This window comes from Microbacterium sp. NPDC055665, assembly GCF_053618035.1.
Window position 1 is genome coordinate 137,268 of the sequence record NZ_JBSHGY010000001.1, and the last position, 21,692, is coordinate 158,959.

The 21,692-nt window shown below is 64.8% G+C and carries 20 protein-coding genes and 1 tRNA gene; 15 read left to right on the forward strand and 6 right to left on the reverse strand.

Going from position 1 to position 21,692, the window contains the following annotated elements; all coding sequences use genetic code 11:
- Nucleotides 1-10 precede the first annotated feature (10 nt).
- Nucleotides 11-93: transfer RNA gene (locus tag ACWGO6_RS00655), tRNA-Leu, on the reverse strand.
- A gap of 99 nt (nucleotides 94-192) precedes the next feature.
- Between ACWGO6_RS00655 and ACWGO6_RS00660 the strand changes: the two genes are divergently transcribed.
- A complete protein-coding gene (locus ACWGO6_RS00660; protein WP_017830602.1) occupies nucleotides 193-813 on the forward strand; it encodes an ANTAR domain-containing response regulator in 621 nt (206 codons plus the stop codon).
- 2 nt (nucleotides 814-815) lie between these two features.
- Nucleotides 816-1,391 (forward strand): GNAT family N-acetyltransferase, encoded by a 576-nt coding sequence (locus ACWGO6_RS00665; RefSeq protein ID WP_452325583.1) that lies wholly within the window; start codon nucleotides 816-818, stop codon nucleotides 1,389-1,391.
- Here ACWGO6_RS00665 and ACWGO6_RS00670 read toward each other — a convergent pair.
- Nucleotides 1,366-1,794 (reverse strand): hotdog fold thioesterase, encoded by a 429-nt coding sequence (locus tag ACWGO6_RS00670; protein ID WP_452325584.1) that lies wholly within the window; start codon nucleotides 1,792-1,794, stop codon nucleotides 1,366-1,368. The genes ACWGO6_RS00665 and ACWGO6_RS00670 overlap by 26 nt on opposite strands.
- A gap of 45 nt (nucleotides 1,795-1,839) precedes the next feature.
- On the opposite strand from ACWGO6_RS00670, the gene polA reads away from it, so the two are divergent.
- From polA to ACWGO6_RS00705, 7 genes are all read left to right on the forward strand, one after another.
- Complete coding sequence (gene polA / locus ACWGO6_RS00675; protein WP_452325585.1) at nucleotides 1,840-4,473, forward strand: DNA polymerase I; 2,634 nt, start codon at nucleotides 1,840-1,842, stop codon at nucleotides 4,471-4,473.
- A gap of 41 nt (nucleotides 4,474-4,514) precedes the next feature.
- Nucleotides 4,515-6,191 (forward strand): DUF885 domain-containing protein, encoded by a 1,677-nt coding sequence (locus tag ACWGO6_RS00680; protein WP_452325586.1) that lies wholly within the window; start codon nucleotides 4,515-4,517, stop codon nucleotides 6,189-6,191.
- Between the two features lie 54 nt (nucleotides 6,192-6,245).
- Entirely contained in the window at nucleotides 6,246-7,280 is a 1,035-nt protein-coding gene (locus ACWGO6_RS00685; RefSeq protein WP_452325587.1) for an LLM class flavin-dependent oxidoreductase, read from the forward strand.
- A gap of 49 nt (nucleotides 7,281-7,329) precedes the next feature.
- The gene (locus tag ACWGO6_RS00690) at nucleotides 7,330-8,682 is read left to right on the forward strand and encodes an MFS transporter (protein WP_452325588.1); all 1,353 of its coding nucleotides are present in this window, start codon (nucleotides 7,330-7,332) and stop codon (nucleotides 8,680-8,682) included.
- Nucleotides 8,683-8,717: 35 nt separating this feature from the next.
- Nucleotides 8,718-9,473 (forward strand): SGNH/GDSL hydrolase family protein, encoded by a 756-nt coding sequence (locus ACWGO6_RS00695; protein ID WP_452325589.1) that lies wholly within the window; start codon nucleotides 8,718-8,720, stop codon nucleotides 9,471-9,473.
- A gap of 28 nt (nucleotides 9,474-9,501) precedes the next feature.
- On the forward strand, nucleotides 9,502-10,248 hold the full coding sequence (locus ACWGO6_RS00700) for a formylglycine-generating enzyme family protein (protein WP_452325590.1): 747 nt from the start codon (nucleotides 9,502-9,504) through the stop codon (nucleotides 10,246-10,248).
- 90 nt (nucleotides 10,249-10,338) lie between these two features.
- Nucleotides 10,339-11,151: an arginase family protein gene (locus ACWGO6_RS00705; protein ID WP_452325591.1), complete on the forward strand. Its 813-nt coding sequence runs from the start codon at nucleotides 10,339-10,341 to the stop codon at nucleotides 11,149-11,151.
- Nucleotides 11,152-11,178: 27 nt separating this feature from the next.
- On the opposite strand, the gene ACWGO6_RS00710 is transcribed toward ACWGO6_RS00705, so the two are convergent.
- Entirely contained in the window at nucleotides 11,179-12,453 is a 1,275-nt protein-coding gene (locus ACWGO6_RS00710; protein ID WP_452325592.1) for an MFS transporter, read from the reverse strand.
- A gap of 125 nt (nucleotides 12,454-12,578) precedes the next feature.
- Between ACWGO6_RS00710 and ACWGO6_RS00715 the strand changes: the two genes are divergently transcribed.
- Entirely contained in the window at nucleotides 12,579-12,947 is a 369-nt protein-coding gene (locus ACWGO6_RS00715; protein WP_136043919.1) for a VOC family protein, read from the forward strand.
- A 42-nt stretch (nucleotides 12,948-12,989) separates the two neighbouring features.
- Here ACWGO6_RS00715 and ACWGO6_RS00720 read toward each other — a convergent pair whose 3' ends face one another.
- On the reverse strand, nucleotides 12,990-13,712 hold the full coding sequence (locus ACWGO6_RS00720; RefSeq protein ID WP_452325593.1) for a tyrosine-protein phosphatase: 723 nt from the start codon (nucleotides 13,710-13,712) through the stop codon (nucleotides 12,990-12,992).
- A gap of 665 nt (nucleotides 13,713-14,377) precedes the next feature.
- Between ACWGO6_RS00720 and ACWGO6_RS00725 the strand changes: the two genes are divergently transcribed.
- From ACWGO6_RS00725 to ACWGO6_RS00735, 3 genes are all read left to right on the forward strand, one after another.
- Nucleotides 14,378-15,544 (forward strand): tyrosine-type recombinase/integrase, encoded by a 1,167-nt coding sequence (locus ACWGO6_RS00725; protein WP_452325594.1) that lies wholly within the window; start codon nucleotides 14,378-14,380, stop codon nucleotides 15,542-15,544.
- Nucleotides 15,516-15,872, forward strand: a complete 357-nt coding sequence (locus ACWGO6_RS00730) for a helix-turn-helix domain-containing protein (protein ID WP_452325595.1) — start codon at nucleotides 15,516-15,518, stop codon at nucleotides 15,870-15,872. Before ACWGO6_RS00725 ends, ACWGO6_RS00730 begins: the two co-directional genes overlap by 29 nt.
- 457 nt (nucleotides 15,873-16,329) lie before the next feature.
- Nucleotides 16,330-17,364: a hypothetical protein gene (locus tag ACWGO6_RS00735; protein ID WP_452325596.1), complete on the forward strand. Its 1,035-nt coding sequence runs from the start codon at nucleotides 16,330-16,332 to the stop codon at nucleotides 17,362-17,364.
- A 60-nt stretch (nucleotides 17,365-17,424) separates the two neighbouring features.
- Here ACWGO6_RS00735 and ACWGO6_RS00740 read toward each other — a convergent pair whose 3' ends face one another.
- Entirely contained in the window at nucleotides 17,425-17,841 is a 417-nt protein-coding gene (locus tag ACWGO6_RS00740; protein ID WP_452325597.1) for a helix-turn-helix domain-containing protein, read from the reverse strand.
- Between the two features lie 43 nt (nucleotides 17,842-17,884).
- On the opposite strand from ACWGO6_RS00740, the gene ACWGO6_RS00745 reads away from it, so the two are divergent.
- Together ACWGO6_RS00745 and ACWGO6_RS00750 are read left to right on the forward strand one after the other, a co-directional pair.
- Nucleotides 17,885-18,709, forward strand: a complete 825-nt coding sequence (locus ACWGO6_RS00745; RefSeq protein WP_452325598.1) for a hypothetical protein — start codon at nucleotides 17,885-17,887, stop codon at nucleotides 18,707-18,709.
- Nucleotides 18,702-19,391, forward strand: coding sequence for a hypothetical protein (locus tag ACWGO6_RS00750; RefSeq protein ID WP_452325599.1), 690 nt, complete (start codon nucleotides 18,702-18,704; stop codon nucleotides 19,389-19,391). Before ACWGO6_RS00745 ends, ACWGO6_RS00750 begins: the two co-directional genes overlap by 8 nt.
- 427 nt (nucleotides 19,392-19,818) lie before the next feature.
- On the opposite strand, the gene ACWGO6_RS00755 is transcribed toward ACWGO6_RS00750, so the two are convergent.
- A complete protein-coding gene (locus ACWGO6_RS00755; RefSeq protein WP_452325600.1) occupies nucleotides 19,819-21,645 on the reverse strand; it encodes a hypothetical protein in 1,827 nt (608 codons plus the stop codon).
- Nucleotides 21,646-21,692 lie beyond the last annotated feature (47 nt).

Genomic DNA, 21,692 nt, shown 5'->3' on the forward strand with positions numbered 1-21,692 from the left:
GCAATTCGTGTGCCGGCGGTGGGACTCGAACCCACACGCCCTTTCGGACAAAGCATTTTGAGTGCTCCGCGTCTGCCATTCCGCCACGCCGGCTCGTGTGTCGCGTCTACGACTTTAGCGCAGGGGAGGGGTTCGATCCTCCGCACCGGGCACCTACGGCCTGCTCACAGAGCTCTCCACTAGGATGGTTCTGTGACAGAGCAAGAAGAGCAGGCCGAGCAGCCCACGTCATCCGCCCCGCGACGCGTCGTCGTCGCCGAGGATGAGTCGCTGATCCGCCTCGACATCGTCGAGATCCTCCGCGACAACGGCTTCGATGTCGTCGGTGAGGCCGGTGACGGAGAGACCGCGGTCGCACTCGCGACCGAGTTGCGTCCCGACCTCGTCATCATGGACGTGAAGATGCCTCAGCTCGACGGCATCAGCGCCGCCGAGAAGCTGCACAAGGGCAATATCGCGCCGGTCGTCCTCCTCACGGCGTTCAGCCAGAAGGAACTCGTCGAGCGGGCGAGCGAAGCGGGCGCACTCGCCTACGTCGTGAAGCCGTTCACGCCGAACGACCTCCTCCCCGCGATCGAGATCGCCCTCGCCCGTCACGAGCAGATCATCACGCTCGAGGCCGAGGTCGCCGACATGGTCGAGCGTTTCGAGACCCGCAAGCTCGTCGACCGGGCCAAGGGCCTGCTCAACGAGAAGATGGGCCTGAGCGAGCCCGAGGCGTTCCGCTGGATTCAGAAGGCGTCCATGGACCGCCGCCTGACGATGCAGGACGTCGCCAAAGCGATCATCGAACAGCTCGCCCCCAAGAAGTAGCGGTGAGCGCCGGAATCCTCCGGCTGGATGGCGAGCACATCCTGCGACCCGTCCGCGTCGGCGACGGTGCAGCGCTTTCGAGAGCGTACCTGTCGAACCGGGATCACCTCGCGCCGTGGGAGCCGCTCCGAGACGAGTCGTTCTTCACCGTCGCCTCGCAGGAGCGTCACGCTCAGGAGAGTGTGTCCGACGCCGAGTCAGGTCGCAGCATCCGTTTCGTGATCGAGTCGGACGACGGTGAGATCCGTGGTCGGATGAACATCAACAACATCGTCCGCGGCGCGTTCTGGAGCGCAGATCTCGGCTATTGGGTCGATGCCGCAAGGCAGCGCAGAGGGTTGGCGAGCCGCGCTGTCGCACAGGTCCTGGAGTATTCGCGCGTCGAGCTGCGTCTGCACCGGATGCAGGCCGCGACGCTGCTGCACAACGTCGGATCCCAGCGCGTGCTGCTAGGAAACGGCTTCGAACGGATCGGACTCGCTCCGAAGTATCTCCGCATCGCGGGGGAGTGGCAGGATCACCTGCTGTTCCAGCGGCTGCTGGAAGAACCGCTCAGCGCGCGGCGGGAACGTCCTTGATCATGTTCGTGATGCGGATCGTCGAGCAGCGGCGCCCCTGATCGTCGGTCACGACGATCTCGTGAACCGTGATGCTCCGCCCCAGGTGCACGGGTGTGCACACACCCGTGACGACGCCGGACGTCGCCGAACGCGTGTGGGTGGCATTGATGTCGACACCGACCGCCAAGCGACCGGCGCCCGCGTGGAGGTTCGCCGCCATCGAGCCGAGCGATTCTCCGAGCACCACGTACGCGCCGCCGTGCATGAGCCCGACAGGCTGAGTGTTGCCCTCGACCGGCATGGTCGCGACGCAGCGATCGACGCTGAACTCGACGAACGCCATGCCCATCTTCTCGGCCAGAGCCCCCATCCCGCGGGCCGTGGCCCAGTCGAGACCCTCGCTCGTCGCGACGTCGCTCATGCATCCTCCTCAGCGGGTGTCTGTCGTCCTCGTTAGGCTGACAGGGTGACGGACTCCGCAAAGCCTACCCTCATGGTCGTCGACGGCCATTCGCTCGCCTACCGTGCCTTCTTCGCCCTTCCGGTCGAGAACTTCACGACGAAGGACAACCAGCACACGAACGGCATCTACGGCTTCTTGTCGATGCTGGTGAACCTCATCAAGGCCGAGCAGCCGACGCATCTGGCCATCGCCTTCGACACCTCACGGCACTCGTTCCGCACCGACGAATACCCGGAGTACAAGGCCACGCGCTCGGAGTCGCCACAGGAGTTCAAGGGGCAGATCCCGCTTCTGCAGGACTGCCTCGCCGCCATGTCGATCCCGGTCCTGACGAAAGAGGGGATCGAGGCCGACGACATCCTGGCGACGCTTGCCTCCCAGGGCGCGGAGCAGGGCTACGAGGTGCTCGTCGTCTCGGGCGACCGTGACACCATCCAGCTCGTCAACGACGATGTCACGCTGCTGTACCCGTCGGTTCAGGGCGTGTCGCAGCTCAAGCGCTACGACCCGACGACCGTCCAGGAGCGGTACGGTGTGCGTCCGGAGCAGTACCCCGACATCGCGGCTCTCGTCGGCGAGACCAGCGACAACCTGCCGGGTGTGCCGAAGGTCGGTGAGAAGACCGCGGTCAAGTGGCTCACGCAGTTCGGCTCACTCGACGAGCTGATCGCACGGGCCGATGAGATCAAGGGTGTGGTCGGTGGCAATCTCCGCGATCACATCGACGACGTGCGCCGCAACCGCAAGCTCAACCGTCTGCTCACCGATGTGGAGCTTCCGGTCGGCCCTGCCGACCTCGCGGTCACGCCGATCGATGCGCAGGCCGTGCGTGACATCTTCGCGCGTCTGGAGTTCCGCACGCTTCTGCCGCGAGTCTTCGAAGCTGTCGGAGCCGGCGAAGTCGCCGACGACCCCGCCTCCGTCGTCGTCCTTCCCGTCCCTGTCGAGGTCTCGCCCACCGACCTCGCGGCCTGGGCTGCAGCGCAGAGCGACGATGTCGCACTTCGCGTCGCCACCCAGGGCGGCGTGCCGGTGCGCATCGGGGTCGCTACGCTGACTGAGCTCCGCGAGGCCGACTGGACGGATGCCGCAGCAGAAGCCCTGCGCGAATGGATCGAATCCGACGCGCCGAAGGTCCTGCACGATGCGAAGCCGCAGGTGAAGGCACTGATCCGTCAGGGCATCCGGCTCCGTGGTCTCGCCTACGACACGAGCCTGGCCGGCTGGCTGCTGCGCCCGAGCTTCCCCGACAAGACCCTCGCCGACCTGGTGGAGCGCTATCTGGGCGAGAAGCTGCCTGAGGCCGACCCGTCGCAGCTCGTGCCCGAGACCGAGGGCGCGACGCCGTCACAGGAGGCGTGGTTCGCCCTGCGCGTCGCCGATGCGCTGCGGGAAGACATCCCGGAGTCGGTCGGCAAGGTCCTCGTCGACATCGAGCTGCCGACGCTGCTCACCCTCGCCGACATGGAGGTCGCCGGTGTGGCGGTCTCCCACGAGGTGCTCTCGACCTTCTCCGGCGAGCTCGCCACGCGCGCCGAGGGGCTCGCGCAGGAGGCGTTCTCCGTCGTCGGGCGCGAATTCAATCTCGGCTCGCCCAAGCAGCTGCAGGAGGTCCTTTTCGAAGACCTCCAGCTCCCGAAGACCCGCAAGACGAAGACGGGTTACTCGACGGATGCGGCGGTGCTCGCCGACCTTCAGGAGAGCCACCCGCATCCTTTCCTGAGCCTGCTCCTGCAGCATCGTGAAGCGACCAAGCTGCGTCAGATCATCGAATCGCTCGACACGGCGATCGGCGACGACCACCGTGTGCACACGACCTACGTACAGACCGGCAGCCAGACCGGGCGCCTCTCTAGCACCGACCCCAACCTGCAGAACATCCCGGTTCGCACGGAGGAGTCGCGCCGCATCCGCAGCGCGTTCGAGGTCGGCGAAGGGTATGAGGCTCTTCTCACCGCCGACTACTCGCAGATCGAGATGCGCATCATGGCGCACCTGTCGGGTGACGAAGGACTGATCGAGGCGTTCAACAGCGGCGAAGATCTGCACCGCTTCGTGGGTGCGCGGGTCTTCGGCGTCGAGCCGAGCGAGGTGACGCCCGCCATGCGTACCAAGGTCAAGGCGATGTCGTACGGCCTGGTCTACGGGCTCTCGGCGTTCGGGCTCTCCAAGCAGCTGCGCATCGAGCAGTCCGAGGCCAAGCAGCTCATGGTCGAGTACTTCGCGCGTTTCGGCGCGGTGCGCGACTACCTGCGCGCCTCGGTCATGAAGGCCAAGGAAGTCGGCTACACCGAGACGATCTTCGGCCGCCGTCGCCCGTTCCCCGACCTCGCGAGCCCCAACCGTGTGCTCCGTGAGAACGCGGAGCGTGCGGCGCTCAACGCGCCGATCCAGGGCAGCGCCGCCGACATCATGAAGATCGCCTTGCTGCACATCCACGACGATCTGCGGTCCGAACAGCTCTCCTCGCGGGTGCTTCTGCAGATCCACGATGAGCTCGTGGTCGAAGTCGCTCCGGGGGAGTGGGATGCCACCGAGCGCATCGTCCGCGCGCGCATGGGCGATGCGGCCGAGTTGTCCGTGCCGCTCGATGTGCAGGTCGGTCGTGGTCGCGACTGGAACGAAGCCGCGCACTGACCTCCGGCGGGGGAAGGGGCCCGGGGATTAGGCTGGCAGTTATGACTTCAGCTCCCCGCACCCCCTCCGCCATCGACGCCGTCGCCGATGAATGGGTCGACAAGATCGCGGTTCTGGCGCCCACTCTCGGTACCTACATCGGCCGCGACGAGGTGAACGATCGTTTCGGCGATCTGAGCCCGGCCGGCCATGAGGAGATCGCCGCGGCGACCCGGTCGACCCTCGACAAGCTGTCTGCGCTAACTCCTGTCGACGCGATCGATGAGGTCACCAAGACCGATCTCAGCGCGGAACTCCGCCTCGATCTCGAGCTTCACGATGCGAAGTGGCATCTGCGTGATCTCAACGTGATCGCTTCGGCCGCGCAGGATGTACGTTCGGCGTTCGACCTGATGCCGACGTCGACGGTCGAGGACTGGGACGTGATCGCGACTCGCCTCGCCGCCGTCCCCGGGGCGCTCCGCGGCTACGTCGAGACGCTCCGCACCGGCATCGCGGAGGGCGTCACGCCCGCGCGCCGCCAGGTGATCGAGGTCGCCACCCAGATCGACCGCTACACCGCCGATGACGGCTTCTTCGCTGCGTTCGTGGCGCACGCCGACCCCGACGAGGGGCAGCTTCCCGCCTCCCTGGCGCGGACGCTCGCCGACAATTCCGCCGCCGCACGGGTCGCCTACGACGAGCTGCGTCGCTTCCTCGCTGAGGAGCTCGCCCCGGCGGTCGGCGACGTCGACGCCGTGGGGCGCGAACTGTACGCGCTCAACTCCCGCCGATTCCTCGGCGCGACGATCGATCTCGATGAGACGTACGAATGGGGCCGTGAAGAGCTCGCACGCATGGTCGAGGAGCAGACCGCGATCGCGAACGAGATCCTCCCCGGAGCCTCGGTCGAGGAGGCGGTGGCTCATCTCGAGGCCGATCCCGCCCGCAAGCTCGTCGGCACGGATGCGCTCCAGAAGTGGATGCAGGAGACCAGCGATCGTGCCGTCGCCGAGCTCGGCGCCTCGCACTTCGACATCCCCGAGGCGATCCGCACCCTGGAGTGCATGATCGCCCCCACGCAGGAGGGTGGGATCTACTACACCGGCCCGACAGACGACTTCTCCCGTCCCGGTCGTATGTGGTGGTCGGTTCCCGAGGGCGTCACGGAGTTCGACACCTGGCGCGAACTCACCACCGTCTTCCATGAGGGCGTCCCCGGTCACCACCTTCAGATCGCGCAGGCGGTCTACAACCGCGCCGAGCTCAATTCCTGGCGCCGTCTGCTCGCGGGCACCTCGGGCCATGCCGAGGGATGGGCGCTCTATGCGGAGCGTCTCATGGAGCAGCTCGGCTACCTCGACGATCCCGCCGACCGTCTCGGAATGCTCGATGGGCAGCGCATGCGAGCGGCCCGGGTCGTGCTCGACATCGGTGTGCACCTCGGCAAGCCGCGGCTCGACGGAGACGGCGTCTGGGATGCGGACTACGCCCTCGAGTTCATGCGCCGCAACGTGAACATGTCCGATCAGTTCGTGCAGTTCGAGGTGAACCGCTACCTCGGCTGGCCGGGCCAGGCGCCGTCGTACAAGGTGGGTCAGCGCATCTGGGAGCAGGTCCGTGACGGTGTGCGGGCTGCCGAAGGTGACTCTTTCGCCTTCAAGGACTTCCACAAGAGGGCCCTCGACATCGGCGGCGTCGGCCTCGACACGCTGCGTACGACGCTGCTGCCGCGCTGACGGGAATGCTGTCCGGCCCTCGCGTGTTCATTCACGTGAATAGGAAGGGATGACATGAGCATCGAATTCGGGCTGGACACCTTCGGCGACATCACGAGGGATGCGGACGGAGAGCTCCTCACCGGGGCGCAGACGATCCGCAACATCGTGGCGCAGGCGGAGCTCGCCGACACGGTCGGGGTGAACTTCTTCGGGGTGGGGGAACACCACCGCACGGAGTTCGCCGTCTCCGCACCGGAGATGGTGCTCGCCGCCATCGCTGCGCGCACCGAGCACATCCGACTCGGCACAGCGGTCACCGTGCTGTCCTCCGACGACCCGGTGCGCGTGTTCGAGCGGTTCTCGACGCTCGATGCGCTCTCGAACGGGCGGGCCGAGGTCGTGCTCGGACGCGGCTCCTTCATCGAGTCCTTCCCGCTGTTCGGCTACGATCTGCGCGACTACGACGCCCTGTTCGAGCAGAAGCTCGAGCTCTTCGTCGAGCTGCTCAAGGAGGAACCCGTCACCTGGTCCGGCACCATGCGAGCTTCGCTGGAGAACGCCAACGTGTTCCCGAAGACCGAGAACGGATTGCGCACCTGGGTCGGCGTCGGCGGCAGTCCGGAGTCGGTCGTGCGGGTTGCCCGCCACGGTCTCGGTCTGATGCTGGCGATCATCGGGGGACCGGCCCACCGCTTCAAGCCGTTCGTCGATCTCTATCACCGTTCGGTCGCATCCTTCGGAACGACGTCGCACCCGATCTCCGTACACTCTCCGGGGCACATCGCCGAGACCGACGCCGAAGCGTGGGATGCCGCCTACTCGGGCTTCGAGGCCATGAACAACACCATCGGGCGTGAGCGCGGATGGCCCGCGTACAGCCGCGCGCGATTCCAGAACGACGTCGGACCGGAGGGTGCGATCTACGCCGGCTCCCCGGACCGTGTCGCGGCGAAGATCGCCGATACCATCACCACTCTCGGCCTCGGACGCTTCGACCTGAAGTACGCCACCGGCACCCTGTCGCACGAGTCGATGATGCGCAGCATCGAGCTCTACGGCACCGAGGTCATCCCGCGGGTGCGCAGGATCCTCGCCGAGCGCGATTGAGACGTCATCCGGGGCAGGGCGGTCTTGGCGCGGCTCTACGATGAGGAGCATGGCCAACACCGCCCTGCCGAGCCGCGACTCGCTCGCTGAACGCCTGGACGGGCTCCCGTTCACGCGTCGCCACCTCCGCCTGCTGACCGGGTCCGGGCTCGGTTGGGCGCTGGATGCGATGGATGTCGGTCTCATCTCGTTCATCCTCGCGGCGCTCACGCAGCAGTGGGACCTCAGCAAGAGCGATGCCGGCTGGATCGCCTCCATCGGTTTCGTCGGCATGGCCATCGGCGCCACCCTCGGCGGGCTCCTCGCAGATCGCTTCGGACGACGACAGGTGTTCGCGCTCACGCTGCTCGTCTACGGCGTCGCGACCGGTGCGAGCGCACTCGTGGGCGGACTCGCTGCGCTTCTCGTCCTGCGGTTCCTGGTCGGTCTGGGCCTCGGCGCCGAGCTCCCTGTCGCCTCGACGTATGTGAGCGAGTTCGCTCCGGCCCGCATCCGTGGTCGTCTGATCGTCGTACTGGAGGCCTTCTGGGCTCTCGGGTGGACTGCCGCGGCGGTGATCGGGTTCCTCGTCATCCCCACCTCCGACGCCGGATGGCGATGGGCCTTCGCACTGGGCGCCATCCCCGCGGTGTACGCACTGTTCGTCCGTTGGCGGATGCCCGAATCACCCCGCTGGCTCGCTTCTCGGGGCCGCATCGCAGAAGCGGACCGCATCGTGTCGACGTTCGAGGCGGATGCGAGAGTCCTCTCGGCACCGGCCATCCGGAAGGAGCCGCCCTCTCGAGCCATCGCGATCACGGCGCGCGCACGCCTCGCAACCCTCTGGAATCCGGAGTTCCGATTGCGGACGCTATGCCTGTGGCTGGTCTGGCTCGGAGTGAACTTCGCCTATTACGGTGCCTTCATCTGGATCCCCAGCATCCTCGTGGATGCTGGCTTCGACCTCGTCAAGTCCTTCGGTTTCACCCTCATCATCACGCTCGCTCAGCTCCCCGGATACGCCGTCGCCGCCTGGCTTATCGAGGTCTGGGGGAGACGTCTGACCCTCTCAGTGTTCCTCGTCGGCTCTGCCGTGTCGGCCGTGATCTTCGGCACGGCTTCCACCGAAGGAGCGATCATCGGAGCGGGAATGGCATTGTCCTTCTTCAACCTCGGCGCGTGGGGAGCGCTCTACGCCGTGACGCCGGAGATCTACCCCACGTCTCTGCGGGCGACCGGAGCGGGATGGGCAGCCGGAATCGGTCGGATCGCCTCGATCGTGGCGCCGCTGTCCGTCCCCGTCCTGCTTCTCGCCGGGGGAGCACCCCTGCTGTTCGCGGTGTTCGGCGTCTGCTTCCTCGGCGCGGCCGCCGCCGCCTGGGGCCTCGTCGATCGCGGAGGCCAGGCTCTCGACGATCGTTGAAGCCCGGTGTCGTCGGGCCGCAATAGGCTGGGACGATGGCAGATGTGCGTTTCGTGGCTATCGGCGACTCGTTCACAGAGGGCGTCGGCGACGTGCTCCCGAGCGGGCAGGAGCGCGGGTGGGCCGATCTCGCGGCGCAGGGCTGGGCCGACGCCGCCGGACACCCCATCCAATACGCGAATCTCGCCATCCGCGGCAAGCTGGCCTGGCCGATCGTCGAGCAGCAGCTCGAGCCCGCGCTCGCTCTGCGCCCCACACACCTGTCGTTCAACGGCGGCGGCAACGACATGCTGCGCCCTCGTACCGACGTCGAGCACATCGCGGATGCGTTCAGCCGGGTGCTGCGCCGTTGCGACGAAGAGGGGGTGACCATGATCCTCCTCTCCGGTGCGAACCCCAGTGGGCAGCTTCCGATGGGATCGCTCGTACAGCGTCGAGGGGATCTGCTCTCGGAGGCCGTGATGCGGCGGATCGAAGAGCGCCCCGATGTCATCCGAGCCCTCAACTGGCCGGATCGGGAGCTCTCCCGAGGCGCGTACTGGGCCGACGATCGCCTGCACATGAACGCCGCCGGGCACCATCGCGTGGCCGCCCGCGTGCTGCACGCGCTGGGCTTCGAGCCTCCGGAGACATGGTGGGCGCCGAACGATCGTCTGGGTACCGGTCCGTCCGGCCTGGCCTACTACCGCGAGTTCGTCGGCCCGTGGGTGCGGCGTCGCGTGACGCGCACGTCGTCCGGTGACGGCCGCACCGCGAAGTACCCCACGTGGGTCGAACGGATTCCTTCGTGAGGCTCGCGCGGACGCTGCGGGTGGGTGCGTGAGCGACCTCGAACTCGCTCGCATCCCTGCGGGTGTCGTGACGCTGAGTGATGCACGCCGCAAAGAGCAGCGTGTGGTCGAGCTCGAGCCGTTCGAGATCGGTGTCTACCCGGTCACGCAGGAACAGCTTGCCGACGTCCTCGGTATACCGGTCGAACATCCACGGCGCCCCGCATCGGATCTGTCCTGGCTGCGGGCTGTGCATTTCTGCAATGCCGCGTCCGAGTGGGAGGGCCTCGACCGGGTCTACCTGTTCGACGGCGAGGAGGTGACATGGGACACCACGGCCGACGGCTACCGGCTGCCGACCGAGGCGGAATGGGAGTTCGCGTGCCGCGCCGGATCGACCGGCCCCCACTACGCGCCCCTCGCCGACGCCGCGTGGACGAGCGCGGACGGAGTGTCTTCTCCACAGGACATCGGCGGCAAGCTGCCGAACCTCAACGGTCTCTTCGACACGCTCGGCAACGTGTGGGAGTGGTGCTGGGACCTCCTGGACCCCGCCCGCTACGACGACTATCGCGTGTTCCGCGGCGGCGGATTCGCCGACGACGCGTGGAGCGTCCGGGCATCGGTTCGTCGTGGGGGAGCGCCGCGCATGCATCACGACGACGTGGGACTCCGTCTCGCGCGAGGGGCGTTCGATACGCCCGGTCAGGCGCAGGGCTGGTCGGCTCAGGGAGACCGCGAACGTGCGGTGCAAGACGGTCCGCTGCCTTCGGGCTGGACGCCGCGGAGGCGGTAGTCACACCCACGCCCCGCGTCCGCCGGTCACTGAGCGCGTGTGATCGGTCGCTGGTTTTGTCCGTCGTCACCCGGATGGAAAGCTGGATCCATGGCATCCACGTACTCGCTCATCGTCTCCCAGGGTCGCGTCGCCGACCGCACCGACGGGGCCCTCGTCGGCGCCCGCCGAGTCGGCGAGTCGGTGGCGTCATTGCTCGATCTCGAGCCACAGGTGATCGGAACACCCACGGCGAGCACGGTCGACGACTGGTCCGTCGCGCTCCCGCAAGCGGAGGAGACCTTGACCGGTCTGCGCGATGCGTTGCAGAGCGCCCTCGGCGCCGGAACGACACCGCTGCTCATCACCAACACGTGCGCGGCGAGTCTCGGCACCCTTCCGACCGTCGCCGAGCGTCACCCCGACGCAGTGCTGTTGTGGATCGACGCGCACGGCGACTTCAACACCCCCGAGACCACGGAGTCCGGCTACCTCGGGGGAATGGTCCTCGCGGCCGCCTGCGGACTCTGGGACAGCGGGCACGGCTCAGGACTCGACCCGAAGCAGGTCGTCGTGGTCGGCGGACGCGATATCGATCCGGCCGAGGGGGAGCTGCTCGCCGGCGCCGGCGTGACGGTGCTGGCCCCATCGGACAGCACGCCGGAGCGGGTGCGGGAGCTCGTCGCCGGTCGCCCCGTGTGGATCCACGTCGACTGGGACGTGCTCGAGCCGGGGTATATCCCGGCTGCTTACCGGGTCGGGGGTGGACTGCTGCCGCACCAGATCGCCGCGATCTTCTCCGCTCTTCCGCAGGACTCCGTCCGGGGTGTCGAGCTGGCGGAGTTCGAAGCAGGCGACGCGGAGGTGCCCGCGCGCGTGAGTGTCGAGCTGATCATCGAGACGCTTCAGCACCTTCTTCGCTGAACCTCCGTACCCACGATCGCGGAACAGTCAGCGACGGCGCTCCGGATCGAGGCCCATGCGGATGCGTGTGCGCTTGCGCTCGATGAGAATGAACGCGGTTCCGATGATCCATAGCGGGATCGGCATGAGGAAGGCGATGCGGAACGCTTCGAGGGTGTATGTCTCGGGAGTACCGGCGCCCTGCATGTCGAGGACGAGTCCGATCAGGAAGATCGCGATGAGGGCGGCGATGAAGCCGCCCGCGTTGGTGGCACCTGTCGCCGTGCTCAGCCGGTGGCTCGGATTGTGCGTGCGGGCATGGTCGAAGGCGATCATCGATGCAGGACCGCCGGTCGCGAGTGCGATCGCCAGCACGTAGAGCAGCCAGAGCGGAGCGGTGTCAGGAAGGGCGATGACGGCGATCCACGCCGCCATCTGCACGCCTACGGCGGGGAGCACGAGTGCCAGGGATCGGTGGTTGGGCAGTCTTCGCGAGAGGTCGCCGATGATCGGCCCCAGAAGCATGCCGGCAACGACATATACGGAGATGATTCCCGCCGCATGAGCGGTGTCGAGCCCTTCGGCTGCGGTGAGGAAGGGCATTCCCCAGAGCAGGACGAACGCGGTGCCCGCGAACGGTGTCGTGAAATGGGACCAGAAGGCGAGGCGAGTGCCCGGATGGGCCCAGGCGGCGCGGATGCCGACGCCCGTGTCGATCGCCGATGTGACGACGCGGATGACGCCCGTGTCGGTATTCACCGTGACGTCGGCGCCGCGCTCTGCGGGGTGGTTGCGGATGACGAGCGCCACGAGGATGGTGAACAGCACTCCGAGGCCGGCGATGCTGCCGAAAGTGATGGTCCAGGTCGTCGCATGAAGCAGTGCCGCGAGCGGGACCAGGGCGATCAGCTGACCGGTCTGCCCGATGATCCCGGTGAACTGCACCATGATCGGACCACGCTGTGCGGGAAACCACGTCGCGACCAGACGCAGCACGGCGGGGAAGATCGCCGCGTCTCCCGCGCCGAGCAGAACGCGCGCGAAGATCGCGATGCCGATGCTGGGGGAGAGGGCCATGGTCAGCTGCCCCGCCGCCATGAGCAACATGCCGATCGTCATGATGGGGCGCGAGCCGAAGCGGTCGAGCAGGATCCCGATCGGGATCTGCATCCCGCCGTAGACCGCGAGTTGCACGACGGCGAACAGCGCGAGTGTCGATGCGTCCGCCTGGAACCTGTCGGCCGCCTCCACTCCGACCGCGCCGAGGGAGGTGCGGTTCGTGATCGCCAGCACGTAGGCTGCGACGCCGACGGACCAGATCACCCATGCGCGAAATCCTGGCGTGGACACGGGGGAGTGGGGGACCTGCGGCACATGTCAACGCTACTCCTGCGACAGCGTCGCCTCTGCCCGCGGGCGATGTCGGACCGGGGGGCTAACGTGACGCCATGACCAGTTCCCCTCTGCATCATTCCCTCGACTATGTCGAACTCGTCGTCACCGATCTCGAAGCATCGAGGCGATTCTTCGCCGAGGCGTTCGGGTGGACCTTCAACGACTACGGACCCGGTTATGCGGGCATCGTGTCCCCGCGTGATGACGGCAGCGAGGTCGGCGGACTCATGCTCGCCGACGAGCCGCGTCCGGTCGGCGGCCCGCTGGTGCTCCTGTACTCGGACGACCTCGACGCGACGATGAGTGGCATCGTCTCGGCAGGTGGCACGATCCTGCAGGCACCTTACGAGTTCCCCGGCGGGCGACGCCTGCACTTCTCCGACCCGACCGGCAACGAGCTCGGCGTCTGGTCCGTGAAGTAGCTCGAGCGCGGGGGAGCGGCCTGCCACCGCGTCAGGTTCCTGTCACCGGGTGAGGAGCGCGCGCAGCCTGTTCCGCAGATCAGCGCTCGCACCGATGGCGGCGAAGGCCCCATCAACATCGGCCGCTATGTCCGCCACGATCGGACCGGTCTGCGCAATCCAGTTCGTCACCTCGTCGGCGCTCCAGCCGGCCTGCCGGTCGAGGGTGGGGGCGTGAGTCTGGGCGCCGACCATCGCTCTCACCGACTCCGCATAGTCGGCAGCGACGTCGTCTGGGCTCACGCCGGCGTTGCTCAGCAGCAGTGCACTGATCATCCCCGTCCGGTCGCGTCCTGCGCTGCAGTGCACGAGGACCCCGCGGGGAGCAGCGGCGATCGCCGTCAGGGCGTCGAGCACCAGCTCGGGCAGTATCCGCCAGTTGTGGCGCCAGTAGAGCGGCGAGTCCAGAATCGGGAAACAGACGGCGCGGAACTCCTCGTCGTCCTGATCCTCCGTCGGAGCATTCACCACGGCGACGATCGTGCTCGTCTCTGCAGCGACATCCGGATCGCCGTCCCGAGCGCCGACCTCGTACGCGCATCGTAGGTCGACGATCGCCCCCAGGCCCCACCGCTGAGCGTCCTGCCATCCCGCTTCCGTCAGGAGTTCGCGCCGAGGCCCCCGTGCGACCCGCCCGAAAAGCGTGGAACCGGTAGCGGAGAACGACGTGGGGAGTCCGCCGAGATCACGGGCATTGAAGTACCCGTCCCATCCGAGGTCGCGCATGCCGAGAGTCTATGAGCGCGGAGGCGGGGAGCCGATTTCGGAGCGACCTGACATAATGTGCATTATCGGTCAATAATCTGCCTGAGTTGCATCAGATGAAAGAACTCGGGACGACCTGCGCATCAAACTTATCCCCGGTCAGGTGGATAAAACCGCCCACCGAACAGCACGTCTGCAAGATCGGTCTTGCCGGATCGCCCTGTCAAGCGTAGGTTTCTTGCATCAAACGCGAGTTTTCACGATTGGATGCAAGATGTCTTCATCATGCGACGGCGACAGCCACCTCGTCGAGCAGCGCCCCGTCATCGTCCTACCGATCCATTCCGAGGCGAAGATCTTCGAAACCATGGTCAACGACTGGGTGCGTTATTCAACGCGGGCCAATCTGGTACAGCGGCTCGTTCGGAGGCGGACCGAGACTCCTTATCGCGTGCACATGGTCGTTCAGGAGTACCCATGGAGTTGGTCAACCGTCAGCATCCTTGAATACTGCACGCTCGTGCGCTCGGCTGGCCTGTCATCACGGTGTTTGACTACACAGCTACACGACCTTCAGCAGTTCTACCTGTTCATTAAAGCCACGCGTTCGCATGTTTTCGTCGACACGCCCCCGCTCCCTCCTCGGCTCGACTTCACCGAGGTTGTAGCTCGAGTTAGGACCGAGAATGTCTGAGAACATCAAAGGCCGCGTTCCGCGCGAGTTTCGGGATCCGTCGATTGCGCTGTTCAGGGCGGACGATCGTGTGTTCGATGGAATGATCGAGGGCTGGCGCACTCAGATGCTTGCCCGAGGCCTAACAGTGGAAACGATCAAGTCCAAAGTGTCAACTATTCGCAGGTTTCAGTCTCACACCGGTGCGTATCCATGGCAGTGGGCTCCCGTGGATCTCGAGGAGTATTTCGCTGAAGCACGTTCGCGCACGAAGAAGCCGCTTTCAGTCCGGACCCTGCGCCAGTACAGCGGCTCGATCGGAATGTTCTGCAGCTACGCGACAAACCCCGTCTACGGCTGGGCAGAGTACTGTGAATCCACTTTCGGGGACATACCATCACAGATCGTCTTCGAGTGGAACTCACCCCGTCACACGTCAGACGACGATGTCGCGACCTCAAACCGAGCACTCACCCACTCTGAGCTGCAGACTCTCTTCGACTTCATCGACGATCTGGTAGACAGCGAACGCGTCAAAGGATCAAAAAGGTGGACGACCCTGTTGCGCGACTCGATGGCCTTCAAGCTCTGCTACGCCTTCGGGCTGAGAAGACGCGAACTCGCGATGCTCGAACTAAACGATTTCGGCCCAAATCCATACATCCCGCAATACGGCGTCTTCGGTGCACTCACGGTTCGCTGGGCCAAGGGCACGAAGGGGTCTGGGCCGCGTCGCCGAACAGTGCTGACGACGCCGAAGTTCGCGTGGGCGGTGCCGTTGATGCAGACGTGGCTCTCCCCTGGCCGGCGGGATCAATTTCGCACCGCAGACGACAGCGTTGCTCTATGGCCCAGCGAGCGCCAAGCACAAGTGGGCCTGAGCACGTTCGGAAACTCATTCACTCGGTTGCGGGAGCAGGCAGGTTTGCCGTCAAACCTTGGACTGCACTGCCTGCGACACTCGTACATCACCCATTTACTGGAGGCCGGATACGACCCCGCATTCGTACAGGTGCAAGTAGGGCACAAGTACGCATCCACCACGGGTCTATACACTCACGTATCATCGAGTTTCCGTCAGAAAGAGCTGCAGCGCATGCTGACGAAGCGTGCTGGTCAGCTCACCGCAGGCATCGGACTGGATGGCACCAATGAACGAACAGCGTCGCATCGGCTATAACTGGAACCTTCGCCAGCTCATGGCTCAGCGAAACCTCTGGAAAAGTTCCGATCTCATGCCGCTATTGCGTGCGCGAGGGATCAGCCTGTCAGAATCGCAAGTCTGGCGCCTGGTGACTGGCACACCGGAGAAGTTCACCGGCCGCACCTTTGCGGCGTTGTGCGACATCCTTGAGTGCACCCCAACAGACCTTTTCGAACCGTACGTGGAGATGCAGTCCGTACGACGAGCCAACGCACCTCGTGTGGGTGAGGATCCGCTACCGTCGGCGAGCTCGTCGGTTACACATCGCATACGACTCGTGGACGAAGAGGACGAGGATGGCTAGGCCGAAGCAGCCCGAAGACCCGATCAAGTACCCCGATCCATGCGCTCGATGCGGCGAGCATCGAGAGATTGCCAATCACTGGCCGGACGGCAGGATCTGTCACCTGTGTCGACGACGAGCGATCCGGACCCAAGGTGCGTGCGCGATCTGTGGGCACGAAGGGGTACTCCCTGGAGTCAGCGCAACTGGTCCGACCTGCCGGGGTTGCGCAGGTATCCGATTGCACGTCGATTGCATCTCGTGTGGGAATGAGGATGAGCTCTACTCGGGCAATCGCTGCTGGAGATGTGTGCTCGGGCTCTTGGTTGATTCTGCTCTGGCTCACCCTGACACTGCTGAAGTCTCGGCGGAACTGCTCCCCTTCGCGAACGCACTGAAGACCATGAAGCGCGCTAATAGTGGACTGACATGGATCCGTCAGCCTCACGTGCAATCCTTCCTGGCTGACCTAGCCTCTGTGAGTCAGGTCACCCACGAGCAGGTCGACGCTGTCCCCCGTTCGACGACACGAGAATTCGTACGTGAGCTCCTGACCGTTCATGGGGTGATCCCCCGGCGTGACTCATATCTTGCCGTCTTCGAGCAATGGTTGGTCGACATCCCCGATCGGCTTTCGCGAACGGAACACTGCAAAGTCATTGCGGAATATGTGAGATGGAATCATCTGCGGAAGATGCGAGCCAACGCGCCAGTGAGCCGCGGAACGTTCCTGCGAAGTAAACAGGCCATCACCGTCGCCGTTGACTTCCTCAATTGGATGGACGCCGAAGCAATCGAGCTAGCTGAGCTCGGTCAAGACGACATCGAAGCATGGGCCACAGGCGGACCCACGACACGACTGATCGCCGAGCGCTTCCTCAACTGGGCACGCAAGAGCGATCTCGTACACCGCGACCTCGAGATGCCAAAGCACAGACGTGGGACGGCCCGTCGACTGGCCCTTGTCGAACAGCAGGAGACGACCGGCCGCGTGATGGATCCGCGCGTGTTGACCCCGCGAGACCGCGGTGCAGCAGTCCTCATTCTGGTGTTCGGTCAGCAACTCGAGCATCTCGTACACCTCAGATGGCGCGATTTGAGAATTCTTCCTCACTCGGTCGAGATCTCGCTCGGCGGCGACTGGATGCAAATCCCTGAGCCGTTCGACGAGGTGTGGCGGGAGCTCTATGCCAACCCCACCAATGCCCAGACTGCGGCGCATCCGGCCGGTGACCTCGTCTTCCCGGGTTTCAAACCGGGGCAACCAATCAACCCGGGCTTTCTCTCCGACAAGATCAAGAAAACGATCCAAGCCCGTGCAGCTCGTCTTGGTGCCCTCGATGAACTTTCAAAGCTCAGCCCCGTCACAATCGTCGCCGACGCGCTCGGCTACTCACCGCGGACGCTCGAGATCTACGCCATCGACTCGGGAGCGACCTACGCCAAGTACCTCGGCGTGGTTCAGCAGCTCGCGAAGGACGCCGCGCCCGGAACCAGTGTCCTTGACCTATAACGAGACTGGAAGTCGGAGGAGCCCCTCCCCCGACTTATGATCCAGCTCACGGCACACAAGTCAACGACGCCGTAAGTCAGGTACAGCGTCAGGCAGAAGCTCTTCGAGAGTGACGTTCAGGGCCTGCGCAATCGACAGGACCGCACGAAGAGACGGATTGGCGGGGGTGCCGCGCCTCGACTCCCCCTGCTCGTATTGCCTATATATGAAACGGCTCAGGTTCGCCCGATACGCGACATCCTCTTGACTCATGCCAGCGGCATGGCGGATGCGGCGAAGCTGGACGGCCAACTCGTCGGCGAAATCTCGCCAATCTCGCTCGTCCTCCTCCGCACGCTTCTCCACCCCTCTAGCGTTTCGACATTGACTGCCAGGTATGGGCTTACGCGTATGCCATAATCTGAATGGCCATACGAAACAATCCCTCACCGCCGGATCTCTTCCACTCTGCACGTGTGCTGCCCGCCCTACGGACACCGCGGTCGCACCGCAGGGCCGGCTTTCACATGCGATCGCGATTGTGACGGTGACCGTGGCGACTATGTCGTGGACAGGTTGGTGGAGCGGTGTCAACCATCCCCCGCCAGCTCAGTGGAAGTATGCTTTCGAGGATTTCACGGGCGAGGAAACAGCGGATGAGTGGGGTCTCGCGGCTGCGATCTTCATCGCCCAGTATCGTCGTCGACACTCTCACGGGCCGACATTCCGGGAGCTCTTCGAACACTTGCTGCCGGACACCGGCGGATTCCCATCACTTCTCCCCGCGGAGTGGGACGCACTGGATCGTCGCCGCGGGGGCAACGGCTTTCGTCGGCATGTCGCGATCGAGTGGCGCCGACGCGGCTACATCCGCTACGAACCGCAAGTGACGCGCAGTCTTCGAGTGGGTCAGCGTTTCCGCGAGCAATCTCGAGCGCTCAACGCGCGAGTCTGTGGCAGCTCGACACCCCTTGCTGCAGCAACGTTCACACCGGTGCTCGTCCAGGACGAGGATTCGTTAACCCCGGACGGGACGCAATCTTTCTTGCGGATCACGCCCGCCTCGTTGCGGCGACTTAGCCGACACGGCTATCTGCACGTGATCGGTTCGGGTCGGGAATTGCGGTATCCCTCCTGGCAGTTCGCTGGATGGCCGCGCTTCAAAGTCCTGCCCGGTGTCGACATCATCGTTCCCGCGATCCCGAGAGAATGGCCGGCCGCTGCGATCAATATCTTCATGTCGACGCCTCATCCGAGTCTTGTCGCCGAAGGCAGGGCGCGCTCCCCCGTTGATTGGTTGATCACGGGAAGCGATCCGCTCGAAGTGGTCAACATCCTCGAGACGTTGGACGTGCCGAGTGAGTAACGGTCAGGCCGGCAAGCAGACCGCGCACCAACGTCGTGGGAAGACATCTGCTCAGCGGGGCGCTGGCGAAGTCTCGCAAGACGAAGTCAATTCTGTACTCGAAGCGTTGCGGCGACTCGTGGAAGCTGCGTCGGATTCAGGGCGCGACTGGAAGCTCATCGACGCGCTTCTGCAAACGATGATCGAACTGGTGTTAGAGACTGAAGGCGATGTACTCGTCCCGGCAGAGCCGCAGGACTACGAGCCGATCAAGGGTGCCGACGCGAAGCCATCTTCCGGAGGCTCCAACGCCCAGTTGCCACGGAGACTTCGCCCCGAGTATCGACTACGAATCGAGGCAGTTGTCGATTCCTGGAGCGACGATGAAACGGCCGACTTTTTGATGATCGGCCTGCGCCAGGTACAGCGGCGGGCCCGCCGCGGCACTCTCTACTACTTTCTTGTGAATCGAAAACGACGCTTCCCGGTTTGGCAATTCGATCGGTCGTGCGGTGTGCTCGCCGGCGTAGCGCAGGTAGGGCAGGCCCTCCCGCCGTCCTGGCCGGTCGAGCAGGTCTACGGGTTCATGACCACTCAGAACCCGTCACTCAAACTCGTCACACCGACGCAGTGGTTGCTCATGAGACGAGACCCCGAGTCGATCCTCACTGCGATCGCGGACGCACAGATGCATTCGGCTTGATCGCCCGATGGACTGGTTCCGTGTCGCACCCGGTCCACCAGCGGCAGTGCTGGAGCTGCGAGCTCCACCGCCGTTGAAGGAGAGGTGGGTCGGGCCGAGGGCGGGTGCGCGCTTGAGCTGCTGCTCGGCGATCGACCAGGCGAGCTTGCCGCGGATCGCGACGTCGGCCCAGCTGATCGGGTGGCCGGCCGTGTTCGCCCATTCCTGGGCCGCAAGGTTGACCCACGCGGCTCAGGTGTGCGGAGGACGCGTGGCGGGCGATCAGCGAGGTGGAAGGCGATAACATCGCGCGAGCCTGGTTCATTGTAGGGAATCCGTGGCTCAACGAGGACTCGCCATCATCGCTACACGAGAAGGCCGATTCACCGAGCTAGCGACCGCCGTCTCAGCCTGCGTGGAGATGCGTCCATCGGGTAGTCGTGCGCGCTCAGTGGCGCGGGGCTACACCCGACGAACCTTCGACCTCCCTGAGTGACGATCGCGGCGGGTGGAGATACCAGATCGGCCATGCTTCCATCATCGCCAGCCGATCGGGTTCGAGCTGCTTCTCCAGGTGGGCTACCTCGCCGGCGTCGTCGAGAAGTAGCGCGCAGGCGATCTCAAACTCGAGAGACTGTGCGTCGCCTAGCCGGGCCTGTTGCCTCTTCATCTCCCTAATCGCTGCAAGGTCGTCCGAGGTGAGTGAGCCTGTCCGCCAAAGGATCTGATACCTGTTCAGGTAGTGACGGTCAAGGTCCCTGTCCTGCGCGATCAACCAGTCGTTGAGATGTTGCGCCGCGGCTAGGAGCGCTCCCCTCCGGGAACCCGCGCCATCGGCGGCGGAGATGAGCGCGATGACTCGGAGATTCGCGAGGTGCAAAGTCGTGGGCTGATCGGTCAGCGCTTCGTACGCGTCGACCATCGCGCTCAGGCGCAGGTTCAGAACAGTCGCGAAGTACTCGTCCTCGACTGTGTCGTAGACGGTGACGGGGACGCCCGCGCGCGAAGGATCATCCTCGTCGTCGTAGCGATACATGTGGGGCGCGGCCGAGTCGAATGGGTCCACGAGGCGCCAATGCCCCTCCGTGGAACCAGGCATGAGCAGGAACATCAGGTGCCATTCGGCGACCGAGATCACGAACCGGCTGATCGCCCCCGTTTTGTTCGTGGGCTCCTCGCCCTCGATGAGTGATCGGTAGACGTTCATCAGCTCTCGCAGCTGGGAATCCGAGACGTCCTCGAGGTTGATCAAAGTCGTATCAACTTCGAGCAGAGTGAACAGGTCCTGCAGCCGTCGCATGAATCGCAGCTGACGTTCGAGCGAGTCGTCCTCGTCCTCGTCCTCCATCTCGTACGTGGACTTTCGCCCGTCGAGCTCAATGGTCCGAGTGGTCTTCACCGCTGAGAAGAACTCGAGCGCTTTCAACTCGTCAGCGAAGTTCCCTGCGAGGGTGAGAGTGAAGGAGCTGGTCTGAACACCCGCCTCCTCCTTGAAAATGATCGTCAGACCGCCGGCAAGTGCGACCGCAACTCGAGTCGAGTCCAGTCTCCTCACCGAGCACTCGTCGTAGGCGATGTCACCGCAGCGGATCTGGAAGGCCACACGTTTCTGGGTGTATTCGGCAGGAACGATCTCGAGACGGCCACCGAGGGGCACCTGCATGCCGCTGGTCGTCGTCATCTCTAGCGCCACGTCCAATCGGCTCGAATCCAGCGTCAGTGGACCGTCGAAGCTGAGGTCACTCACGGAGTGCACCGTGAGCGATGCGATCTGGTCGAACAGCGCCGGATCGAACCCCGTCGAGGTGTTCTGCCGCTTCGTGTTCAGCGCCAACGCCACCACCGACTCGAGCTTCGTCGGGTCACTCGTCAGAGTGGTGAGCGGAATCGAGATGGTCTTCTGATCCCGATCCGCCTTCGCGAGAAGGCCTTCGATCCCGAAGGGCGACAGGACCGCAAAGTAGGCCGTGCGCTTGAGCGTTTTCGGATGGATCGTCACCACGAAGTAGAGGACGCCAGCATTGCGCTGAAAGGCGAGCAGGTCCGTACGCGTTACCGGGAAGGTTGCGAGTAGACCCTTCGTTTTGCGCCCTTTCACCTGCACGTCGACGCGGCCCCGCCAGTCGGCCTTGCTACGACTGAGTCCCTCGTACACGTCGATATGGCCATCGGTGAAGGGGGTCTTGTCGTTCGACGCGATCTGCGCCGCAAGATGAGGGCATCGCGCGACAAGTTCGGTGATCTTCGATACAGCTAGGAGTTCGACGTCTGCCACGGACACATCATCCCAGGTCGCAAGTTGCGGCCGGTGCAGCGCTAGTC

Excerpts from the sequence above, each read along its gene's own strand:
- ACWGO6_RS00670 (WP_452325584.1), bottom strand. The coding sequence starts at position 1,794 with ATGAGCGACGTCGCGACGAGCGAGGGTCTCGACTGGGCCACGGCCCGC.
- ACWGO6_RS00680 (WP_452325586.1), top strand. The coding sequence starts at position 4,515 with ATGACTTCAGCTCCCCGCACCCCCTCCGCCATCGACGCCGTCGCCGAT.
- ACWGO6_RS00685 (WP_452325587.1), top strand. The coding sequence starts at position 6,246 with ATGAGCATCGAATTCGGGCTGGACACCTTCGGCGACATCACGAGGGAT.
- ACWGO6_RS00690 (WP_452325588.1), top strand. The coding sequence starts at position 7,330 with ATGGCCAACACCGCCCTGCCGAGCCGCGACTCGCTCGCTGAACGCCTG.
- ACWGO6_RS00695 (WP_452325589.1), top strand. The coding sequence starts at position 8,718 with ATGGCAGATGTGCGTTTCGTGGCTATCGGCGACTCGTTCACAGAGGGC.
- ACWGO6_RS00705 (WP_452325591.1), top strand. The coding sequence starts at position 10,339 with ATGGCATCCACGTACTCGCTCATCGTCTCCCAGGGTCGCGTCGCCGAC.
- ACWGO6_RS00715 (WP_136043919.1), top strand. The coding sequence starts at position 12,579 with ATGACCAGTTCCCCTCTGCATCATTCCCTCGACTATGTCGAACTCGTC.
- ACWGO6_RS00720 (WP_452325593.1), bottom strand. The coding sequence starts at position 13,712 with ATGCGCGACCTCGGATGGGACGGGTACTTCAATGCCCGTGATCTCGGC.
- ACWGO6_RS00725 (WP_452325594.1), top strand. The coding sequence starts at position 14,378 with ATGTCTGAGAACATCAAAGGCCGCGTTCCGCGCGAGTTTCGGGATCCG.
- ACWGO6_RS00730 (WP_452325595.1), top strand. The coding sequence starts at position 15,516 with ATGAACGAACAGCGTCGCATCGGCTATAACTGGAACCTTCGCCAGCTC.